The organism is Borborobacter arsenicus (assembly GCF_003934165.1).
In the GTDB taxonomy this organism is placed as follows: Bacteria; Pseudomonadota; Alphaproteobacteria; order Rhizobiales; family Rhizobiaceae; genus Pseudaminobacter; species Pseudaminobacter arsenicus.
In genome coordinates this window covers 105,371-126,049 of sequence record NZ_RKST01000015.1, presented here as the reverse complement: position 1 = coordinate 126,049, position 20,679 = coordinate 105,371, and the positions used below count along the sequence as shown (strand labels likewise).

Below are 20,679 nucleotides of genomic sequence, written 5' to 3'. Positions count from 1 at the left end.
GCACGAAAGCGCGCCGGCACCTAGAGCCGTCTTACACTACTGCAACAGCGTCTTGACGATGCCGCTTGCCTTGGAAAAATCCATCTGGCCGGCATATTTGTCCTTGAGCGCGCTCATGCAGCGGCCCATGTCGCGCAGGCCCTCAGCGCCGACCTCGTCGACCACGCGCTTGCACGCCTGCTTGACGTCTTCTTCGCAAAGCTGCTTGGGCATGAATTCGCGGATGACCTCGATTTCCGCCCGCTCGATTGCCGCAAGCTCGGGCCGGCGCCCGTCGTCGAAGGCCTTGGCCGATTCCTCGCGCTGCTTCACCATCTTGGCCAGAATCAGCATGATGTCCTCATCGCCCACCGGATCCTTGCCGGCGCCGCGATTGGCGATGTCGCGATCCTGGATGGCGGCATTGATCAACCGCAGCGTTCCGGTTCTGCGCTTGTCATGCGCCTTGAGCGAATCCTTCAGGGCCTGGGCGATCATATCGCGCATGGCGAATACTCCTTGGTAGCGAGGCGCGGGACCATAGCGATGATCCTTGTCGGCGAAAAGACGCCGCCCGGTTCAATTGCGATTGCACATCGGCTCCGGCCTTGGCCAACGCCCGACACAAACGCCATATCGACGGTCAGGTTCCTGTTTCGTCTGAACGCCCCGTGTCCGGCCGGACGCGCAAAAGGCATCATAACACTTTGATATCGCTCCGAAAACCGGTATCCTCCTTTCGGAGCGATGCTCTAAAAAGAATCCGTGACCTCGGCTGTCGCAATTGTTGACCGCGTTGGTGCCTTCGCCTATTGTCCGCGCCTTAGCAGGACTTGTTTGGGATTTGCATGGGAGGGCCGCGACGCTCGCGACACCCCGTGCCTTTCGGCGCATGATATGGCCCTTCCGGGCCGATACTGCAAGAGCGCCGCGCTTGGCCATACCGGCTCCTAAGCCCTTCTCGCGACGGGGTCCGTCCGGGCAGCAATGACGGCACAGCCGTCGAAACGAACATGACGGCGACCCCGCCGCCTGCACGACCGGCACGGCATTTCGCCGTCGATTTGAGACCAAGGCATTTTTTGCCGTTGGATGAAACATGGAGTAGTTGATATGGCCGCGACCACCGCCCCCTGGGCCACCGAAGTGCCGACCGCCGTTCTGGTTCTGGCCGATGGCACGGTCATCGAAGGGCGCGGCCTGGGCGCGACAGGCAGCGCGGTCGCCGAAGTCTGCTTCAACACCGCGCTCACCGGCTATCAGGAAATCCTCACCGACCCCTCCTATGCCGGCCAGATCGTCACCTTCACCTTCCCGCATATCGGCAATATCGGCGCCAATGACGAGGACGTCGAATATCTCAACCCCACCACCCACAACGGCGCGGTCGGCGCCATCTTCAAGGCCGACATCACCAACCCTTCCAACTATCGCTCCCAGGGCGGGCTTAACCAATGGCTGAAGCGGCGCGGCATCGTCGCCATGGCAGGCATCGACACCCGCGCGCTCACCGCGCTCATCCGCGAGAAGGGCCTTGCCAACGCCGTCATCGCCCATGCGCCCGACGGCAAGTTCGATATTGAAGCATTGAAACGCCAGGCTGCCGATTGGTCCGGCCTTGTCGGCCTCGATCTGGCCAAGGAGGTCACTTCGGGCCAGTCCTCGACCTGGCGCGAGACGCCCTGGGTGTGGAATGAGGGCTATGGCGAGCAGACGGAGCCCGCCTTCCATGTCGTGGCGGTCGACTACGGCGTCAAGCGCAACATTCTGCGCCTGCTTGCCGGCCTCGGCGCTGAAGTCACCGTGGTGCCTGCCACCGCTGCCGCCGAAGACATCCTGGCGATGAAGCCGGACGGCATCTTCCTGTCCAACGGCCCCGGCGATCCGGCCGCCACCGGCGAATATGCGGTGCCGATCATCCAGGACCTGCTCAAGACCGACCTGCCGATCTTCGGCATCTGCCTTGGCCACCAGATGCTGGCGCTGGCGCTCGGCGGCAAGACCCGGAAGATGCATCAGGGCCACCACGGCGCCAACCACCCGGTCAAGGACCACACCACCGGCAAGGTCGAGATCGTGTCGATGAATCACGGCTTCGCGGTCGACTCAAAGTCGCTGCCCGAAAGCGTTGAAGAGACTCACGTTTCGCTGTTCGACGGCTCCAATTGCGGCCTCACGCTCACGGGCCGGCCGGTGTTTTCGGTCCAGCACCACCCCGAGGCCTCGCCCGGCCCGCAGGATTCCAACTGCCTGTTCCGCCGCTTCACCGATCTGATCCGCGAACGCAAGGGCGAGCCTGCTCTGGCGGAGTAAGGGCAGCGCTCCTCACCTACCCCTCATCCGACATGAGGGGTAAAAAAGCTCGCCCCGCCAAACAACTACACCCTCGCCGTCTCGACCTTGACCACGCCTTCCGGCTTTTCCACCTTGAGCACGAAGGCGGCCAGCGACAGGGTCAGGAAGATGCCGCCAAGCACATAGGGCGCGCCGGCAAAACTCACCGGCGCATTCGGCCCGGTGAACCAGGCGAAGATGCCCGTATAGAGCAGCGGCGTGATGATCGAGGTGATCGAAAACAGGCTGGTCATGGCCCCTTGCAGCTCGCCTTGCGCCGACGGCGGCACCTTGGCTGCGGCAAGGCTGCGCAGCGGCGGGTCGGCAAGCGCCTCCAGGCAGGTCGCCACGATCACCACATAGACCAGCCAGCCTTCCCAGGCCACGGCATAGCCGAAGGCGGCAATGGCGGTGAAGGAAAGGCCGACCACGGCAGTGCGCCATTCGCCCAGCCTCGGGATGACGCGCGGCAGCACCAGCGCCATCACCAGCGCGCCGCCCATGCCGAACACGCCGAGCGAAAAGCCGATCTGCTGCTCGCTCCAGCCATAGCGATAGCTGGCGACGAAGGACCACACGGCCGGATACATCATATGGCCGAGCGTCATCAGGAAGAACACCAGCCCCAGCCAGCCGATGCCGCGATAGTTGCGCATCTGCTTCAGCGCGCCGAGCGGGTTGGCACGGCGCCATTCGAACACCCGCCGGTGCTTGCGCTCCAGCGTTTCAGGCAGCAGGAAATAGCCGACGACGAAGTTGAGGAAAGCCAGCACGGCTGCGGCATAGAACGGCACCCGGGGCCCGAACTCGCCAAGCAGGCCGCCCAGCACCGGGCCGATCACGAAGCCGACGCCGAAGGCTATGCCGAGCAGGCCGAAATTCTTCGCCCGGTTCTTATCATTGCTGACATCGGCGATGAAGGCGGCCGCCGTCGAATAGCTGGCCCCGCTGATGCCGGCCAGCACCCGGCCCACGAACAGGACCCAATAGGACCACGCCAGCGCGCAGATCAGATTGTCGATGGCAAAGGTCAGCACCGAGGCCAGCAAGATAGGCCGGCGCCCGAACCGGTCGCTGAGATTGCCGATCAGCGGCGCAAACAGGAACTGCATCGCCGCATAGACGAAGAACAGCCATCCGCCCTCGATCGCCGCCTCGCTGATGCCGACACCGGTCAGTTCCTGCAGATAGGCCGGCAGCACCGGCATGATGATGCCGATCCCGGTGATATCGAGCAGCAATATCGTGAAAACGAGCGCAAGGCCCCGTCTGGCGGTTTTATCGTCGACCATTTCGATGTCTTTCGCAAATAACCGCCCGGGGCAAGGCGGACGCTATTTGTAGCCGAAGCCGGAGCTCAGAACAATACGGGAACGCAAACTGCGGTCGCGACTACTGACAGCGGGTGGAAGACCCAGAACCCTGCGGCTTTTGCCAAGCTGGGAAGGCCTGTATCTCCAAACCTGGGAACAGTTCTGGCGGCGCCAGATCGGCTTTATTCCAACAACAAAAAGGGGAAATGGTTGGGCGCATACTTGATCTATACTTTTACGTTTCAGATTATTCATTGATGGCGATTCGATATCCGCTTTCTCCCAAAACTCTCGTTCTTTGCGATTACGCAATGGGAGGTTTCCGTCCTCCTGAAATGGTCAAGCGACGCCCGGCAATTGTAGTATCGCCACGTCTTCCTCACCGCGACGGCCTCTGTAGCGTCGTACCGATCTCCCTGACCGCACCAGCACATGACGTGCCTTACGTCGTGAAGCTGAATTTCACCGAACCGCGTCCAGTCCCATTCGATTCGCCAATTGCTTGGGCAAAGTGTGATCTCGTAGCGGCGGTTTCATTTGAACGTCTGGACTTGTTTCGAACCGCGCGCGATCAGCAAGGCAAACGCAAATATCTTACGCTCAAGCTGTCCGACGAAGATTTCGACCGCGTGAAACTCGGCGTTCTCTGCGGCCTTGGATTTCAGTAGTTTGACATTTCCCCATTTGAGCCCATATTGGGGAAGATCGCTCGCGGTGAAAGCCGTTGAGCCTCAAGACCTCGTCAGAGGCGGACCCCACCATGGCGATACCAAGCCCGGTGGGGTTTCTTGTATCTGCCTGCCGCCGCGTCCCGACTGCTACGTGCCGTGGCGGTCACATGCGAACCCACGCAGTCAGTTCGTCATTCAAATCGGATTGTTGAACGTGTCGCAATCCTCGAGCTTGCCGCTCTGGAAGCCGCGGTTGAACCAGGTCACTCGCTGTTCGGACGTGCCGTGGTTGAAGCTTTCGGGCACGACATAGCCTTGCGTGCGGCGCTGCAGCGTGTCGTCGCCGATCTGCTGGGCAGCGTTCAGCGCTTCTTCCAGGTCGCCCGCATCGAGCAGGCCCTTCTGGTCGGTGAAATGCCCCCAGATACCGGCAAAGCAGTCCGCCTGCAGTTCCACCCGCATCGACATCTCATTGGCCTGCGCTTCGACCATCGACTGCCGCATCTGGTTGAACTTCGGCAGCACGCCGGTCAGGTTCTGGACATGGTGGCCGACCTCATGCGCCAGCACATAGGCCTGCGCGAAATCACCGGCTGCGCCGAACTGGCGCTCGAGCTGGTCGTAGAAGGTCAGGTCGATATAGAGCTTGTGGTCACCCGGGCAGTAGAACGGGCCGGAAGCCGACGAGGCAAAACCGCAGGCTGACCTCGTCTGGCCTGAAAACAGCACCATGGTAGGCTCTTCATAGGTCAGGCCTTCGGCCTGGAATATGCCGCTCCAGACATCTTCGGTCTCGGCCAGCACGGTGGAGACGAATTGCGTCATCTCGTCATTGGATTTCACCGCACCCGGCTCGCTCTGCGTCACCTGCCCGCCGCCGCCCGGAACGCCGTCGCCGCCCGCCAGGATTTCCAGCGGATCGATGCCGCAGGCCCGCAAGGCGAAGAAGATCACGATCAGGATGATGATGCCCGAAAGACCGCCACCGCCGGCCCGGCGCACCCCTCCGCCGCCCATCGGAATGCGGAAACCGCCGCCGCGTCCAAGGCCGCCGCCGCCGAAGCCGCCGCCCTGGCCGCGTTGATCCTCAACATTGGTGCTCTGCCGACGGCCTCTCCAGCGCATGCCTACCTCATCCAGCAATTTCGATGTGCCACAGGCACTGTCCCGCCAAACTGACAATTACCCCAACGGTTGCATCAAGTCACAGAAATTTTGGCAAGGCCGGCTTGAGGCCCGCGTGGGCCTTCGCAATATCCATTCCCAACCACAGGCAAAAAGTGTAGCTTTTGCAACGGAGGAATTTGCGAACCGACGCGAAGCGAGGTCGCTCATGACCACCGAGCAGGACGTTGCAAGGCACTACAGCCACGGCGCACTCGAACGCGCGATCCTCGATGCATTGCAAACCTCCGGAAAGGACATCGGCCACCTCGACCCGGCCGATCTTGCCGGCGTCGACGAATTTCACTTGGGCTGGCTGGCGGCCACCACCGACCTGGCCCACGACCTGGCCCTTTCGCCGGGCATGAAAGTGCTCGATGTCGGCTGCGGCATCGGTGGCCCGGCCCGCTATTTTGCCGAGCACCACGGCTGCACCGTCACCGGCATCGACCTCACCGATGAATTCGTCAGCGTGGCAACCTCGCTCACCGATCGTTGCGGCCTTGCCGATCTCGTCTCCTTCCGGCAGGGAAGCGCGCTCTCGCTCCCTTTTGAGGACGAGAGCTTCGACCGCGCAACCCTGATCCATGTCGGCATGAATATTTCCGACAAGGCCGCCACCTTCGCCCAGGTCCACCGGGTGCTCAGGAAGAAGGGCGTCTTTGCCGTCTACGACATCATGAATGTCACCGGCGAGGATCTGCCCTACCCCATGCCTTGGGCGGATTCGCTCGCCACCAGTTTCGTGGATGCGCCGCAGACCTATCGCGACCTGCTCAAGCAGGCGGGCTTCGTGTTGCGCTCGGAAAAGAACCGTCGCGAAATGTCGCTCACGCTTGGCCGCAAGATGCGCGAAGACGTCGAAAAGCACGGTCAGCCGCTGCTCGGCCCCCATACCGTGATGGGCGCCGCCGCCCCGATTCGGCTCGGCCATGTCATGCTGGCCCTCGCCGCCGGCACCATCGCCCCGATCCAGATGCTCGCCCAGAAGATGTGAGAAAAAGTAAACACCGTCATCCCGGCCAAGGGAGCGAAGCGACCGCGAGCCGGGACCCATTCCGCGACCATGCCGAAAGTGGCGGAATTGGGTCCCGGATACGCTGCTTGCTTACCCTGCGCAGCGTTCCGGGATGACGATGGCGCAATCAATGCTGCTTGGTCGCAGCACTCTTGCCGTCGGAACTGCGCGAGCGTTCCTCGAAGCGCTTTTCGCCCTTTTTCAGCTCGCTGCCGGTCCTTGCCTCGGTCTTGCGTTCTTCCCTGGCTGCCGCTTGCCTCAGCCCCTTGGCGGCTGCCTTGCCCTTCTGTGTCGGTGCTTGCTTGACGCCCATTGCCGTTCCTCCGGAAAGCCCCGCGCGACCACCGCGCAGGCGCCTGCCAACGCGCTTGCCGCAGCTTGCGTTCCACAACGTAAATATCCGACGGGATTTCGCGCATTTTCGGGGTTACAAGCGCGACTTCATTTGCCTATAAGGCACCCTTAGCCTGACAAGACAATTTGCTGTGCCGCCGGCCGGGCCGCCCCGTGCCGGACTTTTTGTGCAGCACGAACAAGAACGGACCCCGCCGATGCCAAAACGTACCGATATCAAATCGATCCTGATCATCGGCGCCGGGCCCATCGTCATCGGCCAGGCCTGCGAGTTCGACTATTCCGGCACCCAGGCCTGCAAGGCGCTGAAGGAGGAAGGCTACCGGGTCATCCTGGTCAACTCCAACCCGGCCACCATCATGACCGACCCGGAACTGGCCGACGCCACCTATATCGAGCCGATCACGCCTGAGGTCGTCGCCAAGATCATCGCGCGTGAGCGCCCCGACGCGCTCTTGCCCACCATGGGCGGCCAGACCGCGCTCAACACCGCATTGTCGCTGCGCCGCATGGGCGTGCTGGAGCGTTACAATGTCGAGATGATCGGCGCCGATGCCCACGCCATCGACAAGGCCGAGGACCGCGCGCTCTTCCGCGAGGCGATGGCCAAGATCGGCCTCGAGACGCCGAAATCCATGCTCGCCAACGCCACCGACGTCAAGGACGCCGACCGCAAGACCCATGAGGCGCGCCGCGCCGAGCTGAAGGCCATCCATTCCGGCGCCGAACTCGATGCCGCGCTCGACAAGCTCGAGACCGAATGGAACCTCGGCGAGGGCGACCGCAAGCAGCGCTACATCAACCACGCCATGGGCGTTGCCGCCACCGCGCTTGACCAGATCGGCCTGCCGGCCATCATCCGCCCCTCCTTCACGCTGGGCGGCACCGGCGGCGGCATCGCCTATAACCGCACCGAATTCTTCGACATCGTCCAGTCCGGCCTCGACGCCTCCCCCACCACCGAAGTGCTGATCGAGGAATCGGTGCTCGGCTGGAAGGAATATGAGATGGAGGTCGTGCGCGACCGCGCCGACAACTGCATCATCATCTGCTCGATCGAAAACGTCGACCCGATGGGCGTGCATACCGGCGATTCGATCACGGTCGCCCCGGCGCTGACCTTGACCGACAAGGAATACCAGCTGATGCGCAACGCCTCGATCGCGGTGCTGCGCGAGATCGGCGTGGAGACCGGCGGCTCCAATGTCCAGTTCGCCGTCAACCCGGCCGATGGCCGCCTCGTCGTCATCGAGATGAACCCGCGCGTCTCGCGCTCGTCGGCGCTCGCCTCCAAGGCCACCGGCTTTCCTATCGCCAAGGTCGCGGCCAAGCTTGCCGTCGGCTACACGCTGGACGAGCTCGACAACGACATCACCGGCGGCGCCACGCCCGCCAGTTTCGAACCCTCGATCGACTATGTCGTCACCAAGATCCCGCGCTTCGCCTTCGAGAAATTCCCCGGCGCCGAGCCCATCCTGACCACCGCCATGAAGTCGGTCGGCGAGGTCATGGCCATCGGCCGCACCTTCCAGGAATCGCTGCAGAAGGCGCTGCGCGGGCTGGAAACCGGCCTCACCGGCCTTGACGAGATCGAGATCCCCGGCGTCGGCAATGACGACAATGGCGACGAGCGCAACGCCATCCGCGCAGCGCTGGGCACGCCCACGCCCGACCGGCTTCGCATGGTGGCGCAGGCGATCCGCATGGGCACCTCGCTGGAAGACGTGCATTCCATGTGCAAGATCGACCCGTGGTTCCTCGAACAGATCGCAGGCATCCTTGCCATGGAAACCCGCATCCGCGAGCACGGCCTGCCGCAGGACGCAGCCAATCTGCGCATGCTGAAGGCGATGGGCTTCTCCGATGCCCGCCTCGCCTCGCTCACCGGCAGCGATGCCGACGACGTCCAGAAGCTGCGCCAGAGGCTCGACGTCCACCCGGTCTACAAGCGCATCGATACTTGCGCTGCGGAGTTCGCCTCGCCCACCGCCTATATGTATTCCACCTATGAGGTGCCCTTTGCCGGCGCGCCGCGCTCCGAGGCGCAGGTTTCCGACCGCAGGAAGGTCGTCATCCTCGGCGGCGGGCCCAACCGCATCGGCCAGGGCATCGAGTTCGACTATTGCTGCTGCCATGCCTGCTTCGCGCTGGGCGAGGCCGGCTATGAATCGATCATGATCAACTGCAACCCCGAGACGGTCTCCACCGACTACGACACTTCCGACCGGCTCTATTTCGAGCCCCTGACGGCAGAAGACGTGCTGGAAATCCTGCGCGCCGAGCAACAGGCGGGCACGCTTGCCGGTGTCATCGTGCAGTTCGGCGGCCAGACCCCGCTCAAGCTTGCCGAGGCGCTGGAAGCCGCCGGCATCCCAATCCTCGGCACCTCGCCCGACATGATCGACCTTGCCGAGGACCGCGACCGCTTCCAGAAGCTCCTGCACAAGCTTGGCCTCAAGCAGCCCAAGAACGGCATCGCCTATTCGGTCGAGCAGGCCCGCCTGGTCGCCGCCGAGCTCGGCTTCCCGCTGGTCGTGCGCCCGTCTTATGTGCTCGGCGGCCGCGCCATGCAGATCATCCATTCCGAAGGCATGCTGCAGAGCTACCTGCTCGACACCGTGCCGGGCTTGGTGCCGGAAGACATCAAGCAGAAATACCCCAACGACAAGACCGGCCAGATCAACACGCTGCTCGGCAAGAACCCGCTTCTGTTCGACACCTATCTGGCGCGCGCCGTCGAGGTCGATGTCGACTGCCTGTGCGACGGCAAGAACACCTTCGTCTCGGGCATATTGGAGCATATCGAGGAGGCCGGCATCCATTCGGGCGACAGTGCCTGCTCGCTGCCGGTGCACACGCTTTCCTCCGATATCGTCGACGAGATGGAGCGCCAGACGGCCGCCATGGCCAAGGCGCTCAATGTCGGCGGGCTGATGAATGTGCAGTTCGCCATCCAGGACAACAATGTCTATGTGCTGGAGGTCAACCCGCGCGCCTCGCGCACCGTGCCGTTCGTGGCCAAGACCATCGGCCGCCCGATCGCCAAGATCGCCGCGCGCATCATGGCCGGCGAAACGCTGGACGCGGCCTTCGCCCATTACGGCGACAAGCCCGACGCCCGCAATCCCGGCCACATCGCGGTCAAGGAAGCGGTGTTCCCCTTTGCCCGCTTCACCGGCGTCGATACGCTGCTCGGCCCCGAAATGCGCTCGACCGGCGAGGTCATGGGCCTCGACCGCGATTTCGCGCTGGCCTTCGCCAAGAGCCAGCTCGGTGCCGGCGTCGACCTGCCGCGTTCGGGCACGCTGTTCGTGTCGGTACGCGACGAGGATAAGGAAGGCATCCTGCCCGCCGTCAAGCGCCTTGCCGGCCAGGGCTTCAAGGTGCTGGCCACCGGCGGCACCCAGCGCTTCCTCAAGGAGCATGGCGTGGAGGCCGAAAAGATCAACAAGGTGCTGGAAGGCCGCCCCCATATCGAAGACGCCATCCGCAACCGCCAGGTGCAGATCGTCTTCAACACCACGGACGGCCAGAAGGCGGTCTCCGACTCCAAGTCGCTGCGCCGCGCGACCCTGATGCAGAAGGTGCCCTACTACACCACGCTTTCAGGTGCTGCCGCCGTCGCCGAAGCCATCGCCGCGCTCCGTGCCGGCAGCCTGGAAGTCCGCCCGCTGCAGGAATATTTCTGAGCGGCCGAAACTGCTGATCTCCCCCCCCTGTGGGGGAGAAAGCGATTTCAGCATCTTAGCGGAGCAGGCGCTTCAGCGCCATCAGCGACGCTAAGTGCTAGAAATCGCAAGAGAGGGGCTTTGAAGCGCACTACGCAATCCGTCGCTCCGTGTAAGTGAGATCCGGTAGACAAGAGGGCTGCTGGAAATCAGCAGTCCACCGCTAACCTCTACGAATTCTCGGTATCCCGACCATCCGGTTCCTTTGCGACACCCTTGAAGGGCCCAGGTGTCTGCTTCACTTCCATGAATTCGCCTGTCCTCTCGTCCCGCTTTTGATAGAGCCCATCCGGCCGTTCAAACTGTGTTCTGCCCTTAACGGCACCACGACGAAACCCCTCGCCGGTATTCTTGCCCATTGCCCGCTCCTTTGTCTGCGAATCTAACTGGCTGCGCTAATGTTCTTGAAATGTTCTACAGAGTCAATAGCGGCAACTACTGCTCCCCGATCAAGCCTCACTCTCAGAGCGCTGCCTCAGAAACATTGATCTTCGAAGCTTTGCTTCTAGCCTTTTCCAGTCTGCTGGCAGCCTTTCGCATCCGCGCATGTGCTTCCTTAGCCTTGTCCCCCTCGATAGTGTCTCGCTTGATCACTTCATTCTCGATCAGTTCCACAAGGTTATCGTTGCCAACCTTTACGTCTGGGAACAGCTTACGGATTTCACGGCGAACAGCGGAAACTATCGGCTCAGTTCGCATGATGGCGGAGACTGTAAACTTGTTGAGAAGTTGCGCCTGCTGATGAAAAGCTTGCATTGCGTCGGTAGTCAGGCCCTCCTTAGCAAATAGGAAGAGGGTTTGCAGGTGATCTTCATTCTTTGGGCTAATATCCGCTAAGATAATACGACATACTTCTTCATGACTGATTTGATTGGCAACATAGATTCGCACCAGCCGCCATTCGACCGCATTCGTAAGAATGACCCAGTGAATCCCCTGATGCGCGCCGTAATCGATGACCTGTCGAAGATGGTTATCGGAGAGACTGTTGCCCGCCGATTTCACTTCTACGAGCAGCCGAAGCTGCCCACCTATTTTTATCGCCAGATCACAGAAGGTGGCTTTGATCTGATGTTCGGCGGTTAGTTCCTCATATTTGTCGTAACCAAAGACGTCAGCCAAAATGTCCTTAATCAAGGTAACCGTGTCAGCCTCTGCAACATCCGCTTTCTGCTGCGCAAGTGCGATACGCTGATATTTCTTCAATGTCGACGCGATGCGCTCGACAAATTTTTTCGGTAACTTTGCCAAAGACTCGCCCTCCCTTCTCCCAACCGTGATTTGAGGATGACTTTGCTTGAAAGACAAGTAAAAAATCTAATTCGCGTTTTATGCCACAGACGTAGCTTTTACACGCGGGATAAGCTTTATCAGGAATGCTTGGTGGCAAACTGGGTTCAGTTCCTCGCTCCGACGTAAACGCACCACCACAAGAGGACAAAACCCCCGCCCTCCCTGCCGCCAACCCTTTGATTTCCCTCACACCGCCACCGCAAAAGCCCCATATCCATCCACCCCCTTTCACCACCCTTCATAATCCCTCGCAGTTTCTCCTGCGGGAACGCCGATCATGACGGTGATTACGCGGGGAGGAACCGGCTTCCGACCTTGCGGCTAACGTGGCCGTGGGGGCGGACCCGGAAAGTTCGCAATGGATGGCGGCTTAATTAAAGGCCGGCCCGCCCTTCGGGGCTGCCGGTTGAGATCAGCGGCAAGCGCTGGGCCGTTATCCGGAAAGGCATTTCTGCCGCTTGCGGCGGGAAGGCCGTTCCCGGCCTCGGGCGATCCCGGCGAACGTTCGGAGACAAAGCCGGACGGGCGGCCGCAAGGTCGCATATCTAACTAAAACGAGCGTCCGAACGGCCGCCCGTCTTCCCGACCTCTCGAAAAGAGGTCCGTTCTTTGTCAATGGCCAGACGGACAAAAATCCGGGCGTGGCGATGATGAAACGCGCGGCGCTGCTTCCTCGCCCCTCTGGGGAGAGGTGGTTTGCGTGAGCAAACCGGTGAGGGGGGCTTACAAGACGAGAGGGACGAAGCGGGCGATCCAGGCGAACACACCCCTCTCCGCCTCGCTACGCTCGGCACCTCTCCCCAGAGGGGCGAGGAACAGCGCCAGACGCGCCACCGCCAATCCCCTCCTCTCTTCATCTTGGGGAGAAGGGGTAATCGCCTCAGGCAGCAGGACTGGGCACTGGCGCAAAGGCGGGCAGAACGGCAGGCTCCTGCATCGGCGCTGTCCGGAAATCGTCTTCCATCGGCGAGGCGGTGGGCAGTCCGAGATTTGCGGGTGCGGCCACCGGCAGCACTTGCGGCACCTCCACCGGAGCCATCTGTCTCATGCGGCGGCGGTCCTTGCCAAGGCCGGTCGCCTCCAGCATGCCGAGGCGCTTGGCGTCGTAATAATAGCCGCGCGCGTAAAAGCCCACCGCGCGGTCATAATCGCCATCGGCCACCAGATAGGCGCCGCGCAGATAGCGCACCGCATATTTCAGGTTGGTCTCGGCATCGAGCAGCCCGCTGGCCGGGCCGCGATAGCCCATGCCCTGCGCGGTGTCGTGGCGGATCTGCATCAGCCCCCAGTAAGGCCCGTTGCGCTGGCCGGGGTCGAAAGTGCTCTCGCGCTTCACCACGCGCCGCACCAGGGCGACCGGCACTTCGTAATGCTCGGCATAGCGCGCAATCAGCGCATCCAGCTCGGGGCTGCGCGCGGCAACCGTTGCCGGGCCGAAGCGGGCATCGGGCGCGGGCGTGGCGGCATAGGAACTGACGCCGAGCGTAAGCTTTGTCTCCGCATCGCCCGCATCGGCAATCGCGATGTCGGCACCGCTGCTCGGGGTCGGCACAAGGGCCACCATATCCGGCAGCACCGGGTCTTCGGGAAAATTCAGCGCCAGGCTTTCCACCGGGGCCTCGCCGGTGGTCGAGCAGGCCGAAAGCGCCAGCGGGCAAAGCACGGCTGCCGCCAGCAAGGATCGGGAAAATGAAGGCAGATGCGCGCTCATGCTTGGCTGTTCAGATTGTCCCGCCCGAATCACTTCTTAGCCGAGCCGCAAAGCATCGGCAACTGCGCAACGCGCGGCTGTGTCGCTCTATGCCACGGCACAGCGGCGCTGCGGAACCCCGAAAATGCATTGCCGGCCAATGTTCCTGCTTTGTACCGAAGGGCAAATGTGGTAGAAGACGGCTCCAGACCCGGACGGGAACCATGACTTCAGGCCTCTCCACTCATCTGTTCGAGACGCAAATCGGCTGGATCGGCATTGCCTGGAGCGATGCCGGCCTGGCCCGGCTGCAACTGCCGGAGCGCGACCGCGCCGCCACGCTGAGGCGGCTTCTGGCGACCCTGCCGAGGCATGGCAATGAGGCGGTGCAGGCCGTCGACACCCTGCCGCAGGAGATCGCAGAGATTGTTGCGGCAATCACCCGCTATGCAGCCGGGGAGGCGGTCGATCTGTCGAGGATTCCGGTCGATCTTGCCGGCGTCGACGAATTTCGGCTGGCGATCTATGACGCGGCGCGCAAGCTCGGCTTCGGCGAGGTCGTCACCTATGGCGAACTTGCCACCCGTGCCGGCCATCCGGGCATGGCGCGCGAAACCGGCCAGGCGCTGGGCTCGAACCCGGTGCCGCTGGTCGTGCCCTGCCATCGCATCCTGGCCGCCAGCGGCAAGATTGGCGGCTTTTCGGCTCCCGGCGGCTCGGCCACCAAGGAAAGGCTCTTGGCCATGGAAGGCGTGCGCGTCGGCCCGCCCCCGCCCGCGCAGGCCTCGTTCGGCTTCTGAAGCCCGCGCGATCAGGCGTCAATGCAGCCTGAACAGCATATTGTCTTCCGGATCGACCTGGATGCATTCGCGCACCGGGCAGGAATTCGTATCGGCCGCCGGAACAAAGGCGGTTTCGGCCTGCTCATTGTGGTGGCAGAAGCGCCGGTCGGCGACATAGCGGCCATAGCGCTGGATCGAGGGGTCGCGCGGCGAGCGGAAGCGCAGTATCGCCGCCCCGTCGCCCGAAACGATCGCCTGGATCTCGGCGCAGGGCCGGCCCTCCGTCTCATAGCGCGAAATGGCTTGCGCTTCGGCAGCAATCAGGGACAGACAGGTGGCCAGCAACACGGCTTTCATGATCACCTCCACGACAGGCGCAGGCGGCGGACCTAGCAAACCGGGGCCGACAGCGCGGCGGTTTATTTCAAGTGCAGGTTGCTCGCAAAATGCGGCCTAAACCATAGCGAAAAACGTATCGCCGGATCACAAGCGGGTGAAGATCGCCTCGGCCTGGCTCTTGTATCGCCGCACCAAACCGATTATATCAGTCGCGTTGATATTTCGGCCGATCGATCTATGGTGCCGCGATTTCCTCGCGTTTGCTGATATCTATCTCCAAAATCTCGATACAAGCGGCCGGGTCCGCCCGGTCTAAAAGTTGCAAACGCAAGGAAAGCAAGAATGGCAACTGGTACCGTAAAGTGGTTCAACGCGACCAAGGGTTATGGGTTCATCCAGCCTGACGCCGGCGGCGCGGACGTTTTCGTCCACATCTCCGCTGTCGAACGCGCTGGCATGTCGACCCTCAATGAAGGCCAGAAGATCAACTTCGAGATCGAGCAGGACCGCCGCACCGGCAAGTCGTCCGCTGGGTCTCTCTCCAAGGCCGGCTGATTTGGCGCATTGCCGGGAAAGCCCATCGGGCTTTCGCTACCGGCGATGCGTTAGCTGAAAGGCGCCAGCGCGCATCGGATCGCTGAATTCGAAGCGCGCGGCAAGTCACGGATGTACTGGCGGCCGCGCGTCAAGCGCGCCGGAGTTCAGGGCTAGGACGTCGAAGCGGCGGATTGCCGCCGGCCCCGATCCCTAAACTCCCGGATCAGCCAGCCTGGAGCACGATTTGCGAAAAAGCCGAAACCGGCTTTCGCAAAATCCATGCTCCGCAAGAGATTTGGATCGTGATGAGAAATCATCCTGATCCGGCAACCTGAAGGCGGGAGCAATCCCGCCTTTTTGTTTGCCCGCAGGCAGGAGGCCCTTCCTGCCTCAATACGATACGCCGCGCTGCCCAATCCCGTCATGCTCTTGAAATCCCCTCCCCGCAAAACCATGTCGATTGCGGATGCCGGCGCGTGCCCGGCATCCGGTTGCTTGCTCGAAACATGGAGGAAGTGTTGGAGGATGTACGCTTTTCCACCCCGATCCGGCTGAAGCTGAAGGCCAGCGGCGAACGCATGGTCGCTAGCGCCTGGGAAGCCATCGAAGTGCTGCAAAGCCATTGGCCGGACTGGGCCCAGGGACGAACCTATCGTTCCGCCTACAGGGCCTGTCACGATGCGCTCGACGGCTTGAAGTCAGAACACAAGGCCAGACAGGCTTTCGTGGCGGCTGCCCGCCGCGCCGGCATTCTCGCCGAACCGCAGGGCTGATCCCGAACATTGGAATCGAAGGCGCGGCAAAAGCTGCGCCTTTCCCTCGAGACGCCATTTCCGGCCAATCCGCCTCCCGCCCACAGACCAAAAAGCCGATCGCAAGCATTTAGCAGTTGATATTAACTGTGGCTTAAGACTGCTTCGGGGTTTCGCGAGCCTTGGGCAAGCGCGTAACCTAAAGCTCCTTCTATCTCCGAGGGTAAACCGGGACGCCCCCACCAATGGCTCCCCTTGGCGCGATTGTCAGCATGAATGAGCAAAGTGACGGCAATACCAACGACCCGGCCATTGCCGGAGAACTTGTTGTCAGACGCCGGATATTTCTTTCCAGAAAGATTCCCGTGACCGTCACGGCAAAACATAATGGAGTGAAATTCACCGTCTATCGCCAGCAATACAGGTCGCGATACGTCCCCTATCAGGATCTGAGATCGGTTTCGTCACGAGAGATTTTCGGCCAGAAGAGAATAGACCTCTATGCCGATGTCGGCGTTGAAACCATCAACTGCCACTCATCGGATTTCAGGATCAGCGAATTCTGCAATTTTGTGAACGACAAGATCGCGCACACCAGGAGGAAGCCGCTCGCCGCAAAATTTGCCCTGACCAGGACGGAAGTGCCCCCGGAAAAGAACTACACGACCTGGGTCTATGACGAATATGGATCGGCGATCGACGTGCTTTTCAACCAGGAGGGATCGGTCGACGATCTGCTCGAGAAACTGGAAAGCGAAATCGCCTCCCTCACCACAAAAAAGGAAAGAATAGAAGGCAGTCGCCGGAAATCCCGCTCCGCCACCCCCGAGCACAATAGGTCCGATGACGACTACCAACTCTTCAGGAACGGATATTCCTTTCTGCGCAACATCGACCCGAACAAAATCAGGCCGGGGCGGATATTGCTGGGGGGAACTGCAATCACCGCAGCGCTGTTCACACTCGCCTGGCTGGCGGACAAGCGGCCGATCACTCCCATCAGCCCGGAATCCGACCTGTCACTCGCCAAAAGCGCCCTATCGAACGACAAGGCGATCGAGACCATTCCCGAGGAGGCCGGGGAGGAAACAGCTTCCCGGTCATTGCTGCATCTCATCACCCTCATGCAGGACGACACTCGCTACAACCAGCTCATCACCAGGCTGAAACAAAAGCGAGAGGCCTTGAAGATCGATGGAGCCGCGTTGAGCGCTCAGATGGGATGGGACATCGCCAGGCTTGAAAACATCGAGGCGCAGCTCATCCGCGCCACTCCCATGGATATCGTCAAACTATCCATTCATATCGACGAAGATTTTCACGACATCATCGGATTTGAAAAATGAGAATTTTATTTGCCCTGAACATGTTGCTGACCTTGGCGGCCGTCCAACCCGGCCATGCCAGCGAATTGGCCTCCGGAAAAGACGTTTTGTGCAAGCCGCTCAGGGAGGCGTTCCTTCACAATATCGACGCGATCATTCGTATGGAAACCGTCAATTTCATGCTGAAGAAGGACGATGTCTATGTCGACCGGTACAGCGGATATTATGACGACGCCCTATCGCATTTCGACGTCCGGACCCTTCTGAAAGCCATCGACGTGATCTCGGCCAACTGCCCTCTTCCGCCCCTTCCGACCGAGGGCAGTTGAACTCCCTCCCTTTTCAGGGCTTCCACTCGAGCGGCACGTGACCGGGCTCCGCACGGACCCGCTCAAGCCAGGAGGAAACCGCCGGATAGGCGCTGAGCTCGAAGCCGCCCTTCCCGGCCGTGTGGGTATAGGCATAGAGCGCGATGTCGGCCACGCTCATGGCCTCGCCGACAAAGAACGCATTGGCGGCAAGGTGCTTTTCCATCACGCCAAGCGCCTTGTTGCCGCGTTCCAGAGTCAATGCCAGCCGCTCTGGTGTCGCGCTGGCCGCCCGTTCCGGATAGGTAAGGAGCGCCGTGCGCACGGCTATATAGGGCTCGTGGCTGTATTGCTCGAAGAACAGCCATTGATAGGCAAGGCCGCGCAGGTAGCGATCCGAAGGCAGCAGAGACGTGCCTTCGGCAAGATAGAGCATGATCGCATTGGATTCGGCCAGAAACCTCCCGTCATCGAGTTCCAGCAAGGGCACCATGCCATTCGGATTCTTGGCCAGATATCCGGCCGAGCGTGTTGTGCCGTTCCGCGAACTGACCTCGAGATGTTCGAATGCCAGGCCGAGCCTGGCCATCAGCAGCCGCGGCTTGTAGCAATTGCCGCTTTCCGTCATTCCATAAAGTTTCATCACCGCAGTCCAACTCCTTTTTGGCGAAGACTATTGCGGTGTTGGCCTGCTCTTCCAGCAATAAGTTTTGACCGGACCATCAGCGCAACTGATGTTTTGAAAGACTTTATGGGCGGGTTCGCCGGCCAAAGGTCTTTCCGGCGGAGTTGCCTCGATGCGTGGTGTCGGGCGCAGGCGGGATCATCGGCGGCACGTCCGGCTGTTGTTGCGCCACCTGCGCCGCAAGCTGCCCCGGCATGATCTGCGGCCGCGCCAGCACAAAACCCTGGACCATGGCGGCGCCCGATCTTTCGGCCAGTTCGAGCTGCCAATCCTCCTCGATGCCCTCGAACACCGTATCGATGCCGCGCGCGGCGAAACTGTCGACCAACGCCGTCAGCAATGCAAAGCCGGCACCGGAGTCCATCAGCCGCGCCACCCATGCAGCATCGAATTTCACGACATCGGGCCGCAACTCGCGCACCCGCGTGATATCGGATTCCTCGGAGCCATAGTCGTCGACGGCGATCCGCAGGCCGTTGGCCCGCAAGGCCTCGACAAAGGCGTAGAGCGCCTCCTGCGAGGTGGTCTTCTGCTCGGTCAGCTCGCACACAACCCGACGCGGGTCGATACCGGCCTCGTGCAGAACCAGGCGGATGTCGCGCAACACGCTTTCGGTTATTGCTCTCTCGGAAAAAAGCGATGGGTCGAAATTGATAAAGATCGTCGCGACGGGGTCGAGGCAGGCGGCCGCATTCAACAAATGCAGCGTCCGCGCCAGCGTCTCCACATGCAGTCGCTCGCTTGCCGGCACGATGCGGAAGAATTCCAGTGGCGGCATCGGCTCGCCGCTCAGGAACGGCCTTAGCAAGCCTTCGAAGGCAACGATATGAAGCTTGCCGTCGCGAAAGGCGAAAATCGGCTGGAACGCCGTTTTCAGGGTGAATCCGTTCCAGGTCCCGGTGGCGGAACCGTCATCCTGTCGGATGATATGGGCAAGCCCGATACTGCTCGACACGATGCTGATGGCTCCGGCGTTGAAAGACTACCCTGCCATTCAATATTTAACCGGGTGCTAATGGAAGTCATGTCGGCGTAATAATCACGCCGAACGAACACTTGCGATTCGATGCACAATCCGACATGAGAGGCGCGGCCTTTTGTTGCGGCCGCCACCCAGAAACGGAGACGAAAAGTCATGGCCTTTCTTGCCGACGCCCTTTCCCGCGTAAAGCCCTCCGCGACGATCGCGGTCACGCAGAAAGCGCGCGAGCTGAAAAACGCCGGCCGGGACGTGATCGGCCTTGGCGCCGGCGAACCGGATTTCGACACGCCCGACAACATCAAGAACGCGGCGATCGAAGCGATCCGTCGGGGCGAGACCAAATATCCGCCGGTTTCGGGCATCGTGCCGCTGCGCGAGGCGATTGCCGCCAAGTTCAAGCGCGAGAACAATCTCGACTACAAGCCAGCCCAGACCATCGTGGCCACCGGCGGCAAGCAGATCCTGTTCAACGCCTTCATGGCGACGCTCAATGCCGGCGACGAAGTGGTCATCCCCACGCCCTATTGGGTCAGCTACCCGGAAATGGTGCTGTTGTGCGGCGGCACGCCGACCTTCGCCCAGACTTCTGGCGAGAACGGCTTCAAGCTCAAGGGCGAGGCGTTGGAAAAGGCGATCACGCCGCGCACCAAATGGCTGGTTCTGAACTCGCCCTCCAACCCTTCGGGCGCGGCCTATACCGAGGCCGAACTGCGCGAGATCGCCGACGTCCTGCTCAGGCACCCGCATGTCTGGGTCTTGACCGACGACATGTATGAGCACCTGACCTATGGCGATTTCGTCTTCAAGACCATCGCCGAGGTCGAGCCGCGCCTCTACGAACGCACGCTCACCATGAACGGCGTGTCCAAGGCCTATGCCATGACCGGCTGGCGCATCGGCTATGCGGCAGGCCCGATCGAGCTGATCAAGGCGATGGACATGATCCAGGGCCAGCAGACTTCGGGCGCCTGCTCCATCGCCCAGTGGGCGGCGGTCGAGGCACTGACCGGCCCGCAGGACTTCATCGCCAGGAACAAGGCGATCTTCCAGGGCCGGCGCGATCTTGTGGTGTCGATGCTCAACCAGGCGCGCGGCATCACATGCCCGTCGCCGGAAGGCGCCTTCTATGTCTATCCGTCCTGCGAAGGGCTGGTCGGCAAAAAAACGGCAGCCGGCAAGGTGATCAACGGCGACGAAACCTTCTGCTCCGAGCTTCTGGAGGCCGAAGGCGTGGCAGTTGTGTTCGGCTCGGCCTTCGGCCTCGGGCCCAACTTCCGCATCTCCTACGCAACTTCCGAAAAGCTGCTGGAGGAAGCCTGCACGCGCATCCAGCGCTTCACGGCAAGCCTGAGCTGATCGACGCAACAGCTTGAAAAGACTCCAAGGCCCGGCCTCGCGCCGGGCTTTGTGTTTTTGCAAGCCGAC

At 61.5% G+C, this 20,679-nt stretch carries 20 protein-coding genes; 10 read left to right on the top strand and 10 right to left on the bottom strand.

All coding sequences use genetic code 11. The features are described from left to right. Positions 1-36: 36 nt before the first annotated feature. Positions 37-486 carry a GatB/YqeY domain-containing protein gene (locus EET67_RS17400; protein ID WP_128627472.1) on the bottom strand — a complete coding sequence of 150 codons (450 nt, stop codon included), beginning with the start codon at positions 484-486 and terminating at the stop codon, positions 37-39. A 606-nt stretch (positions 487-1,092) separates the two neighbouring features. Here EET67_RS17400 and carA point away from each other — a divergent pair. Further along, positions 1,093-2,292 carry a glutamine-hydrolyzing carbamoyl-phosphate synthase small subunit gene (gene carA, locus EET67_RS17395; protein ID WP_128627471.1) on the top strand — a complete coding sequence of 400 codons (1,200 nt, stop codon included), beginning with the start codon at positions 1,093-1,095 and terminating at the stop codon, positions 2,290-2,292. Between the two features lie 65 nt (positions 2,293-2,357). Here carA and EET67_RS17390 read toward each other — a convergent pair whose 3' ends face one another. Further along, entirely contained in the window at positions 2,358-3,605 is a 1,248-nt protein-coding gene (locus tag EET67_RS17390; protein ID WP_128627470.1) for a TCR/Tet family MFS transporter, read from the bottom strand. Between the two features lie 113 nt (positions 3,606-3,718). Between EET67_RS17390 and EET67_RS17385 the strand changes: the two genes are divergently transcribed. Beyond that, a complete protein-coding gene (locus EET67_RS17385; RefSeq protein ID WP_128627469.1) occupies positions 3,719-4,294 on the top strand; it encodes a type II toxin-antitoxin system PemK/MazF family toxin in 576 nt (191 codons plus the stop codon). A 198-nt stretch (positions 4,295-4,492) separates the two neighbouring features. Here the strand turns inward: EET67_RS17385 and ypfJ are convergent, their stop codons facing one another. Then, a complete protein-coding gene (gene ypfJ, locus EET67_RS17380; protein ID WP_128627468.1) occupies positions 4,493-5,422 on the bottom strand; it encodes a KPN_02809 family neutral zinc metallopeptidase in 930 nt (309 codons plus the stop codon). 208 nt (positions 5,423-5,630) lie between these two features. Here ypfJ and EET67_RS17375 point away from each other — a divergent pair, with 208 nt between their 5' ends. Then, entirely contained in the window at positions 5,631-6,458 is an 828-nt protein-coding gene (locus EET67_RS17375; RefSeq protein WP_128627467.1) for a class I SAM-dependent methyltransferase, read from the top strand. A 148-nt stretch (positions 6,459-6,606) separates the two neighbouring features. On the opposite strand, the gene EET67_RS17370 is transcribed toward EET67_RS17375, so the two are convergent. Continuing rightward, entirely contained in the window at positions 6,607-6,792 is a 186-nt protein-coding gene (locus EET67_RS17370; RefSeq protein WP_128627466.1) for a hypothetical protein, read from the bottom strand. A 238-nt stretch (positions 6,793-7,030) separates the two neighbouring features. Here EET67_RS17370 and carB point away from each other — a divergent pair, with 238 nt between their 5' ends. Next, entirely contained in the window at positions 7,031-10,522 is a 3,492-nt protein-coding gene (gene carB / locus EET67_RS17365; RefSeq protein WP_128627465.1) for a carbamoyl-phosphate synthase large subunit, read from the top strand. A 209-nt stretch (positions 10,523-10,731) separates the two neighbouring features. Here the strand turns inward: carB and EET67_RS17360 are convergent, their stop codons facing one another. The 3 genes from EET67_RS17360 to EET67_RS17350 all read right to left on the bottom strand — a co-directional run bounded on the left by EET67_RS17360 (position 10,732) and on the right by EET67_RS17350 (position 13,565). Continuing rightward, on the bottom strand, positions 10,732-10,920 hold the full coding sequence (locus tag EET67_RS17360) for a hypothetical protein (RefSeq protein ID WP_128627464.1): 189 nt from the start codon (positions 10,918-10,920) through the stop codon (positions 10,732-10,734). Between the two features lie 103 nt (positions 10,921-11,023). Beyond that, a complete protein-coding gene (locus EET67_RS17355; RefSeq protein ID WP_165899939.1) occupies positions 11,024-11,812 on the bottom strand; it encodes a type I restriction enzyme HsdR N-terminal domain-containing protein in 789 nt (262 codons plus the stop codon). 922 nt (positions 11,813-12,734) lie between these two features. Next, positions 12,735-13,565, bottom strand: a complete 831-nt coding sequence (locus EET67_RS17350) for a lytic transglycosylase domain-containing protein (RefSeq protein ID WP_128627462.1) — start codon at positions 13,563-13,565, stop codon at positions 12,735-12,737. A 203-nt stretch (positions 13,566-13,768) separates the two neighbouring features. On the opposite strand from EET67_RS17350, the gene EET67_RS17345 reads away from it, so the two are divergent. Then, the gene (locus EET67_RS17345) at positions 13,769-14,344 is read left to right on the top strand and encodes a methylated-DNA--[protein]-cysteine S-methyltransferase (protein ID WP_128627461.1); all 576 of its coding nucleotides are present in this window, start codon (positions 13,769-13,771) and stop codon (positions 14,342-14,344) included. An 18-nt stretch (positions 14,345-14,362) separates the two neighbouring features. Here EET67_RS17345 and EET67_RS17340 read toward each other — a convergent pair whose 3' ends face one another. Then, positions 14,363-14,683, bottom strand: a complete 321-nt coding sequence (locus EET67_RS17340) for a hypothetical protein (RefSeq protein WP_128627460.1) — start codon at positions 14,681-14,683, stop codon at positions 14,363-14,365. Positions 14,684-15,007: 324 nt separating this feature from the next. Here EET67_RS17340 and EET67_RS17335 point away from each other — a divergent pair, with 324 nt between their 5' ends. The 4 genes from EET67_RS17335 to EET67_RS17320 all read left to right on the top strand — a co-directional run bounded on the left by EET67_RS17335 (position 15,008) and on the right by EET67_RS17320 (position 17,608). Next, positions 15,008-15,220 carry a cold-shock protein gene (locus EET67_RS17335; protein ID WP_128627459.1) on the top strand — a complete coding sequence of 71 codons (213 nt, stop codon included), beginning with the start codon at positions 15,008-15,010 and terminating at the stop codon, positions 15,218-15,220. A 500-nt stretch (positions 15,221-15,720) separates the two neighbouring features. Then, positions 15,721-15,975, top strand: a complete 255-nt coding sequence (locus EET67_RS17330) for a DUF982 domain-containing protein (RefSeq protein WP_128627458.1) — start codon at positions 15,721-15,723, stop codon at positions 15,973-15,975. Positions 15,976-16,226: 251 nt separating this feature from the next. Further along, positions 16,227-17,300, top strand: coding sequence for a hypothetical protein (locus EET67_RS17325; RefSeq protein ID WP_128627457.1), 1,074 nt, complete (start codon positions 16,227-16,229; stop codon positions 17,298-17,300). Continuing rightward, the gene (locus tag EET67_RS17320; RefSeq protein WP_128627456.1) at positions 17,297-17,608 is read left to right on the top strand and encodes a hypothetical protein; all 312 of its coding nucleotides are present in this window, start codon (positions 17,297-17,299) and stop codon (positions 17,606-17,608) included. Before EET67_RS17325 ends, EET67_RS17320 begins: the two co-directional genes overlap by 4 nt. A 13-nt stretch (positions 17,609-17,621) precedes the next feature. On the opposite strand, the gene EET67_RS17315 is transcribed toward EET67_RS17320, so the two are convergent. Both EET67_RS17315 and EET67_RS17310 read right to left on the bottom strand, forming a co-directional pair. After that, complete coding sequence (locus EET67_RS17315) at positions 17,622-18,230, bottom strand: glutathione S-transferase family protein (protein WP_128627455.1); 609 nt, start codon at positions 18,228-18,230, stop codon at positions 17,622-17,624. Positions 18,231-18,336: 106 nt separating this feature from the next. After that, positions 18,337-19,227 (bottom strand): EAL domain-containing protein, encoded by an 891-nt coding sequence (locus tag EET67_RS17310; protein ID WP_128627454.1) that lies wholly within the window; start codon positions 19,225-19,227, stop codon positions 18,337-18,339. Positions 19,228-19,407: 180 nt separating this feature from the next. Between EET67_RS17310 and EET67_RS17305 the strand changes: the two genes are divergently transcribed. Continuing rightward, positions 19,408-20,610: a pyridoxal phosphate-dependent aminotransferase gene (locus EET67_RS17305; protein ID WP_128627453.1), complete on the top strand. Its 1,203-nt coding sequence runs from the start codon at positions 19,408-19,410 to the stop codon at positions 20,608-20,610. The last annotated feature ends 69 nt before the right edge of the window (positions 20,611-20,679 follow it).